Source organism: Ancylobacter amanitiformis (genome assembly GCF_030814815.1).
GTDB lineage: Bacteria > Pseudomonadota > Alphaproteobacteria > Rhizobiales > Xanthobacteraceae > Ancylobacter > Ancylobacter amanitiformis.
This window is the reverse complement of sequence record NZ_JAUSVR010000002.1, coordinates 310,117-321,661: the sequence shown is the minus strand read 5'-3', so window position 1 is coordinate 321,661 and position 11,545 is coordinate 310,117. Positions and strand designations below refer to the sequence as shown.

Below are 11,545 nucleotides of genomic sequence, written 5' to 3'. Positions count from 1 at the left end.
CCATGCGCCTTATTCGGCCAGAGGACTGGCGCCCCAGCGGCATAGACGACCTCGAACCGGCTGCGTGGAACGCCCTGCGCCACGCCGGCTCGGCATGCGTGGTCGCGGGTCCTGGCGCCGGCAAGACCGAATTCCTGGCGCAGCGCGCCGACTATCTCCTTGAGACGGGCCTCTGCCGAGCGCCGCACCGCGTGCTGGCGATTTCGTTTAAAACCGATGCGGCCAACAATCTCGCATCGCGGGTCCGCAAGCGGTGCCCGCCAGAGTTCGCCCACCGGTTCGTGTCTGTCACCTTCGACGCCTTCACCAAGAGCCTAGTCGATCGTTTTCTCAACGCCATTCCCACTGACTGGCGCCCGACGCGGCCCTACGAAATCGCCTTCCCGAAGCGGAAGGCGGTCGAAGGCTTCCTGACGCTCGCCCGCCTCAGCGCGCCGCCGGAATGGCAGGCCGAAATCGCCGGCTACAGCGCGGGCGACTTCGAAGCCAAGATCGTCGGCAGCTACCGCCTGCCGATGGGGCCGATCGCGCCCCAGAATGCCGCCGAGTTCACGATCGCCCGGTGGTGGGCGACACAACTGCAGCCCGCACAGCCTTCGTTACTCACCTTCATAGGTATCAACCGGCTCGCAGAGCGGCTGCTACGGGCCAATCCCCACATCCGCCGGGCGCTCGTCGCCACCTATCCCTTCGTCTTCGTCGACGAATTCCAGGACACGACTTACGCGCAATACGACTTCCTGCATTCGGCGTTCTCTGGCGGGCAAACCATCATCACCGGCGTCGGTGACGACAAGCAGCGGATCATGGTCTTCGCCGGCGCGCGTCAGGACGCCTTTCAGCGGCTGCAGGCCGATTTCGGCGGAGCAAGGTTCCCCCTCCTTTTCAACTTCCGTTCCTCGCCGGACCTGGTCGCGATCCAGCACATCGTCGCGCGCGCTCTCGATCCGAACACCGTCCCTACAGTCGCTCAGACCGCCCGTCAGGTCGATGGCGACGTGGCCCAGGTTTGGTCCAGCCAGACCATTGCGGCGGAAGCCGCCCACCTGGCGCAATGGATCGCCAATGACATTGCCACTCGCGGCCGGGCGCCGCGCGACTACGCCCTCCTAGTGAAGCAGAAGTCCGATGATTATGAGCACGAACTCGCTGGAGCCTTCGCCGTTCATGGCCTGCGGATTCGCAATGAGAGCCATGCTCTCGGCAAAACCTCGCTTCAGGATTTGCTATCTGATGACCTGAGCCGGCTCGCGATTGCAATCTTCCGCCTGGGCGCGACACGCCGCGCGCCGACCGCATGGCAGCTGGTCTCGTCTTCTGTCCTGGCGCTGCGCGCTACCGGGCAAGACGATGATGCGCGCGCGGCCAAGGTCGAGGCGGAACTCAGCGCATTTCTGACGGCCTTGCGCACCGACATGGCGGCTGCTGCCCCGTCGCGGCAAAGCGCTGCCGATTTCGTCCGACGGGTTTTCGAATATCTGGATCTCGGAGCGATCGCCCGAACCTATGCCGAATATGGCGTTGGCGACCTGCTTCAGATCATCCTTGAAGCTTTTTGCATCCACTTCTTCGCTTCGGCCGATGGTGCCCCCAACTGGACGGCCTGCCTGGATGCGTTCGAGGGGGTCAATCAGATTCCGATGATGACCGTCCACAAGAGCAAGGGCCTCGAATACGACACCATCATCTTCGTAGGCCTCGACGACCGTGCTTGGTGGGCCCACACCCCCGGCGACCCCGAGGGCGTCGCTGCGTTTTTCGTCGCCCTCTCGCGGGCGAAACAGCGCGCTATCTTCGCGTTCTGCCAACAACGCGGAAACCGAAACAATGTGGCTGAGCTCTATCAGCTTCTGACTGATGCGGGCGTGCCGGAAATCGCAATATGAGTGGGTCGAGATCATGACCGCCGATTGGGCGCCAGTGTTCGTCCTTCCCAATATTCCGTTGGAAGCTGCAATCGGCTGCGACATCGCGGCGCTTGCCCCCGGACACGATGGCCGCGTTGCGACCCTGAAGCGTACGCACCCCATGCTCAGGCGTTTCCTCAACCGTTTCGCTGACAACTTCGGGCAGAAGTTCGAACCCGCCGTCCTGATCCTGAACACAGCGGCGCCACCGATATTTAGCGAAGTCTCGGCGCTGGCGAGCTTTCGCGATCTTATCGCGCTCTCGGCGGTCACCCACGGACGCGCGCTGGAACTCCGACATCCGCGCGGGCATCGGGTCCTATTTGGCGAGGCGTTCTCGATCTATCCTTGGATGCTTGACCGACGCTATGAGGATGTGATCGGCAGCACACCGGCCATCCTCGGTACGCATGAAGTTTCCAGCTTCAAGGGTCAGTCATCACCAGCACTGTTCCGCACCTCTCTCGGAGAAGGTGACATCGACCAGCCGTTGCTCACGGCGCTCATGGCTCGGTGGCGTCGCCGAAGCGACCGGAAAACATCTTCTGCAGCTTGTCATTCCGGCTCAGCACGCTCGATAGCGCCCGGCCGCCTCGCAAAAACTTCAGCGCGTGCTCGGTTCCGAGCAGATAGAGGTGCTTCCGTTTCCCAGTAGGATGCTCCGCGAGCAGCAGATAATCCTTGAACACCGAATTCTGGCGGATCGATCCCGCGCCGCCCCGCCATCGGATGAACTTGAATTCGGCGACCCGCAGGTTGGTCTCCAGATCAAAATCGCGTCCGGTGTTTCCAGCGCCGAGAGACACATATTCCACCCGCTCATCCGGTTCGAGGATGTGTGGAAGGCACAACAGGATGCCGAGCGCATGGATCGTAACGTTGATTTGGCCGGCCAGGCGTTTCATTTCCGCCGCCGCGGCCAGTGCCTCTCGACCCGCCCCCGCGCTTTCGAGAAAGCTCGCACAGCCCTCCGCCGTCACGCCGCGAACCCCGCTCTCGATCCGAGCGAGGGTTTGTGTCAGGTCCGGACCCGTGAACCGCGCGAGCAGCGCGCCGATGTCTGCAAGGCCGCTCGTCACGCGCCCACCCGACCGGCGGGACGAAGCCGTTCGATCTGATTGTAGTTGATCACCGCTGCGTCGGCGCCGATGACCGGAAACCGGCTGACGACGTAATGCACGACCTTGTCCATACCCAGTTCCTGTTTGAGCAGATGCTCGCGGCCGATCTCCTTTTTCAGCGCTCGCAAATAGTAGTTCGTGAGAGATCGATTATACCGGACGAACAGTTTACGTTCAGCCTCGATCTTCGAAAGATCGATCCAGTTGTTCTTGCATTGGATGTTGAAGATGACACCGTCATGCGTAGCGACGACGTCGAATTCCTTCCGATTGATGCGCTTGATGTTCGTGACGGTGAAGCCCATCCGCTCCAAGTCACGCTTGACCATGTCCTCAAAAATAAAACCCGCGTGAATCTGAAAGCGTCGGCGGCTGCCGAGGTGGACATTCTTGAACGCGTATAGGAAGCGCGATAGCAGATTGACGTTCGAGACAACCCGATCGCCCAGGTCCAGAAACGGTTGATAGGCGTTGGTGTTGGTTGCGTAGTCCGAGGGTATGTTCACCAGCAGCATCTCGAGTTCGGTGGGATTCAACTCGTTCTGCGCGCGCAGCATCGAGCGAAACTTGTCCTTCTCGATCTCGACATAGAAATCGTCTCGGGAATAGCGGGCGAAGGCGACCACCAGCACGCCCATGGCGGAAAAGTCGGAATCTTTGAGGCCGAACGCCTCATAGGTCGCGCCGATCAGCTTGACGCCGTTGCGCAGTTCGGCGGTCGAGAAAATCTTCCGGCCATCCACCGGTTCCATGGGCGGCATTGTGAACTGATCGCCGCGTAGCTCGGCCATGACGTGGATCGACGCACGTTCCGGCTCAAGAAAATAGTCGTCAAAGGTCTGAAAGTCGTGGCTGGCCATCGCACCAATGCCGTCGACCTCCAGGCTGAAATCCGGCAGCGCCTCGAGCAGCGCAAGCTTATGGTGAAAGCCGGTGATGGCGATGCAGCTGTGCTCGACCTGGGGCAGAAGGACGGTCAGCGCGTCATAGGGCTGAAGAACCAGCGAGCCGGAACACGCATGGGGCATGGTGTAGAGCAGCGAGACGAAGTGCCGTCGCCGCGATTGAAAATAATCGACTGCCCCGCCGATCGTGTCGAGCGTGATGCTGGCGTTACGAGCGTCCTGGCCATGCGCGGCAAAGGCCACACCCATTGCCCCGGCGTACAGCATGATCCGCGTGAATCGGCCAACAACCGATGGTTCGAGATGAGGCGCGAGCGCCTGACGCACGGCCAGCCATGTCGGACCCGGATTTGCAACAAAAGCGCCGTCCAATCGGATCGCGCACAACCAAGCTCGAAGCCGAACGTCGGCGATCCCGAATCTTGGCAGATTGATGAATTCCTCGACGGCCCGGATCGTCTCATGCCATGCCGCCACCGCGTCATCTCGCCGATACTGCGCGAGGACGGAGAGCACGCCTTGGCCGTGCGCAGCCAACTGGCTCTCGATCAGTGCCCTCGCTTCATCTCCCGATATTGTCCGCATGACGCTCAAATTTTCCCCGTAGGCATCGCAACCTCTCCTTTCCGGCGAAAGATTGGTCCTATTGACACCAATTTCTATAGTGGTGCATATTGGTTCTGACAGAACCGAATTAGGCGCGCAATGGAACAGACCGTCACGACGGCGAAGGCAGCGGAGATCGTCGCTATCGGATACGAGGGGCTACGCTCATACCTGAAGCGTGGCTTGCTCGGTTCGAGCGGATTGATGGCGCCGTTCGTTCATCGCGATTCACCGGCTCCCGACTTGAGCCGGGTCCGCGCCAAGTGGAAACGCTTTGGCTTAGTCGACCTCTGCCTGATGCGTCTGGCGAAGCAACTGATTGACCTTGGCCTTTCATTCGAACAGGCAAATGGCATCGCTTCGCGTGACGATGTTCGAAAGGTGTTTGCGCGAGACCCAAGGGCCGCCGGCACGACACTGATGGCTTGGCCGCCGTATTACGACTTCATTCTCTTTGCGGGCGACGACCTGCGGCACCTTCCGGACCGATTGGCCGAGGCAGGCGACGTGGCTCTACTCGTGCAACTCGATCGGATCGCCGAACACGTCCGATCAGAGATCGATAGAGTATGCGAAGGCGAGGCTTGATTTCTGAATGACCGCTGTCACGGCCTCCCACCTCTACTACATCAAGCTCGGTCGCGGCGGAGACTGGGAGGCCGAAAGCCTGCGCGATGGCGTCCTGCGGTTCGGCTATCGAGAGGCGCCGCACGACCTGTGTGCTCGCGGCGACTGGCAAGGTGTCTGGGAGGCAATGAAAACCATCCGCAGTGATGCCGGCGCCGCGACCCGCGATGTCAATCAGATCCGGGCCTATTACGAGGCCGACGAGCATTCGATCTTCATCACGTTCGTCGGCGGACTCCTCTACTGGTGCCGGCCCAGCGGCCCAGTCGAATTGCTCGATGATCGCAGCCACCGTCGTCAAACCGCGGATGGATGGCTCAACACAAGCGTCAACGGCACCCTGCTCTCGGCCGACCGGCTATCGGGACGTCTGCTGAAGGTGCAGATGTTCCGGGGGACGATCTGCGATGTTCGGGCGGGAGACTATCTCCTGCGAAAACTTAGCGATCAGCTCTCCCCCGAGGTCGCCGCAGCCGAAGAGGCCGAACGAGCGCTGATGACGGCGATCGTGGATCTGATGCGCCTTCTCACCTGGCAAGACTTCGAGCTTCTCGTCGATCTCGTTTTCTCGACCAGCGGTTGGCGCCGGGTTAGCCAGCTCGGGCGTACGCAGAAGACTGTGGACCTGGAGCTCATCTTGCCCAGCACGGCCGAGCGCGCTTTCGTTCAGGTCAAATCGCAAGCTACATCCGCGGCCCTGAACGACTATGTGGCCCGCTTGGGGGAGGCCGATGCGTACGACCGGATGTTTTTCGTCTAGCACACCGGCGACATCTCCGAGGAAAGCAGTCCGGCAGGCGTCACACTTCTTGGTCCGCGAAAGCTTTCTCGCATGGTGCTCGACGCCGGCCTGTCATCGTGGCTGCGGGAAAAGGTTTCCTGACCAAGACAACGCTACTGAAAGCCCGATCTAGGGTTCTCCGGCCCTCCTTACGGATTCGTCCGCAAAGGATGAGCGCGAGGGGGAAAGCCTTCCCCTGCGGCCGAGCCAAGGTCTCGGCCGACCCCTTCTGCGGGGAGACCCCGCAACGCCCCCCTGAGGGTGAGAGTGCGGACCGGTTTCCGTGACGGGTGAAAAGCTGGAGAGAGGCTCCCGCGCCCGTCATGGAGTTTGGTCCCATGAACATGCAAGTCCTCGATGCGCGCCGTGACACGACCGGCGGTTACAAAGTGGATGTCAGCCGCGGCCAGCGGGTCGGCCGCGTCTCGTCCGAGTGGTTCTCGCGTCCGGCCGACGAACGCTACCTCTCGCTCTCCGACCTGGCGCGATCGGTGCGTGACCGCGCCGACCACAGCCGAACCCGCGTGGTGGAAAGCGCCCTGATCCATGTGGAGGCGAACCGCAATGACCCGGAGCGGTTGACCTCGCTCACGGATGAGGAAGAGATCGAGTTCGGCACCGCCGACAATGCGCCCTGGCTGCTCGCGGACACGCTGCGGAAGAAAGGCGCCCATTTCGAGCAGGGGCGCAACTGGGGCACTTTCGTGGTCACCGACGGCAACCTCATGACTGGCCAGAACCCGCAATCGTCCTCGAAGCTGGCAGAGGCCGTAATCGGGGCGCTGAGCGCGGTTAATCCCAACTCATCTCACGCTGCGTAGCGCAGCATAATGTTCAATGACTGTTCGGAAGTGAGGTCTCGGCAGCTTTATGTTCGATCTTCGTCACCTTCGCTACGCTATTGCGGCGGCAGATCATGGAAGCTTTTACCGTGCGGCCAGAAGCCTCAACACCGAACAGTCAACGGTCAGCCGTAATATTCTGAAACTGGAGCGGTCGATCGGCATGCCGATCTTTGAGCGCTCTCCCGCGGGCGTCACTTTGACGCTCGCGGGCAGTGCGTTCATCCGTGGCGCGAAACCGATGTTGGCCTCTGCTGACAAACTCGTGGCGATGATGCGAGCCGCTGGCCAAGGTCAAGCAGGTGGCCTCGTATTTGGGCATAACAGCTCGCTATCGGCCGGCAACCTTCGAGCTACGTTGATGAGCTGGCACGAGACTTATCCCGAAGTCGAGGTCGAGGTCATCGAAGGCGAGCGCGGAGCATTGCTCGCAGGTCTCAACACCGGCGAGATCGACATTGCGATACTCATGGGCGCGACCGGCCATGAGGGGTTTCGCTGCGAACCGCTCTGGAGCGAACGCTTGCACGTCGCCCTTCCTGCGTCCCATGAACTCGCGGGTCGCGAGGTGGTTCACTGGACCGATCTTCGCAGCGAGCGTTTCATGCTGCAGGCCGCAGATCCGGGTCCGGAGATAAGAGATATCCTGCTCGGCCGCGTGTCGCTCTCAGGCGCCACGCCACACATCCGGATGAACCAGTCGAGCCGCGAAACGATCCTGAGCGTTCTCGGCAGCAACAGCATGATCAGTATTGTCTGCGAATGCGCGACGGGAGTTAGCTATCCTGAGCTGGTCTATCGCCCCATGCACGGTGAACAAGGCCCCGCGCTAACCGCCTATTCAGCCTATTGGCGCGACAGCAACGTGAACCCGGCCTTGCGCCGACTTCTGCGTTTTATCAAAACGCGCTACGCCCTTACCTTTGACGTGTGATAGCCACCTGGAGAACGCAGCATCGTCCCTCCGTCCATCTTAGATGACGGTGCCAAACCTGCTCCGCTGAGCCAGCTCACTGAGTCTCAGGCTGATTTGAAGGATGGTGCGGGTGGTCGAGATCGGACCGACACTCCTTGCAGGCACGGATTCTGAAGTCTGTCGTGCGTTCCAACGAGCCAAATTTCCACGGGCGGTGGCTCTTCGAACGTGAGCCGAAAGGCTTGGTGGGCGCTCCTAGAGAAACCTGCCCTCTGGGACCACCCGTCCGATGTGTACGCTACTGCCCGATTTTACCGCACGCATGCGCACGTGGGCTTCAAAGCGGAGGATCTATCGCCTTCTATCTCCACAAGAGCAAAAACGTGGAGATACAGTATGAGCGCTGCACCGCATTTCGCCCGCAAAACAATTCGCCGACAGCAGTTACGAGAGATCGTGCCGCTTGCCGATAGCACGATCTACGACATGGAGCAGCGAGGAGAATTCCCGCAGCGCTTCTACCTCACCTCGCGCTGCGTCGTCTGGGACTTAGCAGAGGTCGAAGCCTGGCTCGATGCTCGACGCCGTGCTTCACGGGCCAAGACTGTTAAACGTGCTCCCGGCCCCGACGTGAGATTGCGCCGTTCCCGGCCAGTCAAACACTAGGCTCGAGCTCAAGCAGCTCCATCGTCGGCGGGAGCAGAGTCGGGACGTACTTCCGCCCCAAGACCCATGCGTCCACCAGATTGGACCACTCCTGCATCATATGCCGGCGTTGATGCTCGTACTCCGCCTTGTTGTAGACACCCCGAGAGGACCTTCCGTCTTCGTGCGCTAGGCACTTTTCGATCCAGTCGCTGTTGAAGCCGAGCTCATTCAACAGGGTCGAGCCAGTGCGTCGCATATCGTGAACGGTGAAGGGTTCGAGTGGCAGTCCCTCCTTTTTCGCCCTGACAACGACTGCGGTCGTGATCCGGTTGAACGTCGCCCGCGACATCGGCGCGTCCGCGTCATATCGCGACGGAAGGACGTAGCGCGAATTGCCCGCGCAAGTTTTCAGCGCGATGAAGATGTCGACGGCTTGCTGTGACAGGTAGACGTTGTGTGCCTTCGACCGCTTCATTCGCTCCTTGGGTATCGACCAGACGGCGTTCTCGAAGTCGACTTCATTCCACGTCGCGTCCTGCAGCTCGCTTTTCCTGACCATCGTTAGCAGGAACAGCTTCATCCCTAGCCGTATAGTCGGCAGGGTCGGTACATGCTCGAGCTGACCGAGCATAACGCGGATCTCGGCAGGTGATAGCGAACGATCCTTCGGTACGAAGGTCGCGATGGACGCGGGCCCAACTTCATCCGCTGGGTTGGCGACCTTCTCGCCATGCAAGATCGCGAATGCAAAGATCAGCTTCACGATATCCCGCACATGCACGGCCGTGGCTGGAGCGCCGCGATCCTTCACCTTCCCGCACATCATGCGGAGATCGTCCGGCGTGATCTCCGTCAAAAGCCTGTTTCGAAACGTTGGCAGGATGTCCCGCTCGTAGATCGAGCGTCGCATGGCGCGCGTGCTTTCGGCCATGCGCGACTCCTGGAACCACTTCTCACCGAACTCGCCGAACCGCTTCGCCTCCTTCAGGCGCCGCTTGTCGTGCTGCTTCTCTTGAGCAGGTGACCGGCCCTCTGAAATCGCCCGCTTCGCGTCGATCAGTTTCTCGCGAGCCCTGGCGAGCGAGAGGCCATCTGGACCGTATCGGCCGAGCGTCAGCGTCTCGCGACGTCCATTGAGGCGGTAGTCGTACCGGAACACGATCGCCCCCGACGGCTGCACTACGACGTACATACCGTCACGATCGCTCACCTTGTATAATTTCTTCTGGGACTTCAGTGACTTAATCGCAGTGTCAGTAAGCATGAGGGCCTCCAAAACCGTCTAAAAACCGGGGAGAGGCGCTGATTATACCGTCAGGCGAAAACAGGCGATGCTGAAAGCACAATTTCCATTGCTAATCAGCCTGTTAACACAAATAATTATACCGTCATCAGCTCTCTCAGCCGTGACGGTATAGAGAAATTCGCGATCGAACAAGTTAACCCATACCGTCTGCTATACCGTCAAATCGGAACACTGCCCCCCGATAGACGGCGATAGATGACGTATATATTACCCAGCAAATTCAACGCATTATGGCGTAACGGAGCGTAAAAACGGATACTGCCGGATAGGCAAAAATCATTCCCACTCGATGGTCCCCGGCGGCTTCGACGTTATGTCGTAGACGACCCGATTGACGCCCTTGACCTCGTTGACGATGCGGGTGGCGACGCGGCCGAGGAAGGCCATGTCGAAGGGGTAGAAATCCGCCGTCATGCCGTCGACCGAGGTCACGGCGCGCAGGCCGACCACATAGTCATAGGTGCGGTAGTCGCCCATCACGCCCACGGTCTTGACGGGGAGGATGACCGCGAAGGCCTGCCAGATCTCGTCATAGAGGCCGCCGCGGCGGATTTCCTCGAGGTAGATCTCGTCGGCGAGGCGCAGGATGTCGAGCTTCTCGCGGGTGATCTCGCCCGGGCAGCGGATGGCCAGCCCCGGCCCCGGGAAGGGGTGGCGGCCGACGAACACCTCGGGCAAGCCGAGTTCGCGGCCGAGCGCGCGCACCTCGTCCTTGAAGAGTTCGCGCAGCGGCTCCACCAGCTTCATGTTCATGCGCGCAGGCAGGCCGCCGACATTGTGGTGGCTCTTGATCGTGACCGAGGGACCGCCGGTGAAGCTCACGCTCTCGATGACGTCGGGGTAGAGCGTGCCCTGGGCGAGGAACTGCGCGCCGCCGATCTTGCGGGCTTCTTCCTCGAACACGTCGATGAACAGCTTGCCAATGGTCTTGCGCTTCACCTCGGGGTCGGTGACGCCTTCGAGCGCGCCGAGGAACATCTCCGAGGCATCCACATGCACCAGCGGGATGTTGTAGGCATCGCGGAACAGCGTCACGACCTTCTCCGCCTCGCCGAGGCGCAACAGGCCGTGGTCGACGAAGACGCAGGTCAGCTGGTCGCCGATCGCCTCATGGATCAGCACCGCGGCGACGGAGGAATCGACCCCGCCCGACAGGCCGCAGATCACCTTCCCCTCGCCCACCTGCTCGCGGATGCGGCGGATGGACTCCTCGCGATAGGCCTTCATGCCCCAGTCGCCACGCGCGCCGGAAATGGTGCGCACGAAATTGCGGATCAGTGCGGCGCCATGCGGGGTGTGCACCACTTCGGGATGGAACATGGTGGTGTAGATGCGCCGTGCCTCGTCCACCGCGATGGCGCAGGGCGCGTTCTCGGAGGTCGCCACCACCTCGAAGCCGTCCGGCAGGCGGGTGACGCGGTCGCCATGGCTCATCCACACGGGATAGCGGCTGCCGACTTCCCACACGCCCTCATACAGGGCGCTCGGCTTGTTCACCGTCACCTCGGCGCGGCCGAATTCGGCGGCATGGCCGCCCTCAACCTCGCCGCCGAGCTGCAGTGCCGCGGTCTGCTGGCCGTAGCAGATCGCGAAGATCGGCACGCCGGCATCGAACGCCTCCTGCGGCGCGCGCGGACTGCCCTCGTCGGTCACCGAGGCCGGGCCGCCGGAGAAGATGATGCCGACGGGATTGAGCCGCCGCACCGCCTCGGCCGCGCTCTGATATGGCACGATCTCGGAATAGACCCCCTCCTCGCGGACCCGGCGGGCGATGAGCTGGGTCACCTGCGAACCGAAATCGATGATGAGGATGGTGTCGTGATGGGCGGGGGCGTCGGTTTCGGTCATGATCGGCTCTATCGTCTCGCGGGCGGCGTTCTCGGTTG

General features: G+C 61.3%; 9 protein-coding genes and 1 pseudogene. 6 read left to right on the top strand and 4 right to left on the bottom strand.

The genetic code is table 11. The features are described 5' to 3' along the window. Window positions 1-2 precede the first annotated feature (2 nt). Window positions 3-1,886, top strand: coding sequence for a UvrD-helicase domain-containing protein (locus tag QOZ99_RS04540; protein ID WP_306888984.1), 1,884 nt, complete (start codon window positions 3-5; stop codon window positions 1,884-1,886). Between the two features lie 524 nt (window positions 1,887-2,410). On the opposite strand, the gene QOZ99_RS04535 is transcribed toward QOZ99_RS04540, so the two are convergent. Both QOZ99_RS04535 and QOZ99_RS04530 read right to left on the bottom strand, forming a co-directional pair. After that, entirely contained in the window at window positions 2,411-2,986 is a 576-nt protein-coding gene (locus tag QOZ99_RS04535) for a hypothetical protein (protein WP_306888756.1), read from the bottom strand. Beyond that, a complete protein-coding gene (locus tag QOZ99_RS04530) occupies window positions 2,983-4,518 on the bottom strand; it encodes a PDDEXK family nuclease (protein WP_306888754.1) in 1,536 nt (511 codons plus the stop codon). Before QOZ99_RS04530 ends, QOZ99_RS04535 begins: the two co-directional genes overlap by 4 nt. 120 nt (window positions 4,519-4,638) lie before the next feature. On the opposite strand from QOZ99_RS04530, the gene QOZ99_RS04525 reads away from it, so the two are divergent. The 5 genes and pseudogenes from QOZ99_RS04525 to QOZ99_RS04505 all read left to right on the top strand — a co-directional run bounded on the left by QOZ99_RS04525 (window position 4,639) and on the right by QOZ99_RS04505 (window position 8,371). Then, entirely contained in the window at window positions 4,639-5,127 is a 489-nt protein-coding gene (locus tag QOZ99_RS04525) for a hypothetical protein (protein WP_131627705.1), read from the top strand. A gap of 7 nt (window positions 5,128-5,134) precedes the next feature. Further along, window positions 5,135-5,926, top strand: a complete 792-nt coding sequence (locus tag QOZ99_RS04520; RefSeq protein WP_306888753.1) for a hypothetical protein — start codon at window positions 5,135-5,137, stop codon at window positions 5,924-5,926. A gap of 359 nt (window positions 5,927-6,285) precedes the next feature. Continuing rightward, window positions 6,286-6,531 (top strand): annotated as a pseudogene (locus QOZ99_RS04515) (DUF932 domain-containing protein); the annotation flags it as partial. A 286-nt stretch (window positions 6,532-6,817) separates the two neighbouring features. Beyond that, window positions 6,818-7,723: a LysR family transcriptional regulator gene (locus QOZ99_RS04510; RefSeq protein WP_306888752.1), complete on the top strand. Its 906-nt coding sequence runs from the start codon at window positions 6,818-6,820 to the stop codon at window positions 7,721-7,723. A 378-nt stretch (window positions 7,724-8,101) separates the two neighbouring features. Next, the gene (locus tag QOZ99_RS04505) at window positions 8,102-8,371 is read left to right on the top strand and encodes a helix-turn-helix transcriptional regulator (protein ID WP_306888751.1); all 270 of its coding nucleotides are present in this window, start codon (window positions 8,102-8,104) and stop codon (window positions 8,369-8,371) included. Here QOZ99_RS04505 and QOZ99_RS04500 read toward each other — a convergent pair. Both QOZ99_RS04500 and guaA read right to left on the bottom strand, forming a co-directional pair. After that, window positions 8,361-9,617 (bottom strand): tyrosine-type recombinase/integrase, encoded by a 1,257-nt coding sequence (locus QOZ99_RS04500; RefSeq protein WP_306888750.1) that lies wholly within the window; start codon window positions 9,615-9,617, stop codon window positions 8,361-8,363. The two genes, QOZ99_RS04505 and QOZ99_RS04500, sit on opposite strands and share 11 nt — an antisense overlap. 318 nt (window positions 9,618-9,935) lie before the next feature. Further along, the gene (gene guaA, locus QOZ99_RS04495) at window positions 9,936-11,507 is read right to left on the bottom strand and encodes a glutamine-hydrolyzing GMP synthase (RefSeq protein ID WP_306888983.1); all 1,572 of its coding nucleotides are present in this window, start codon (window positions 11,505-11,507) and stop codon (window positions 9,936-9,938) included. Window positions 11,508-11,545 lie beyond the last annotated feature (38 nt).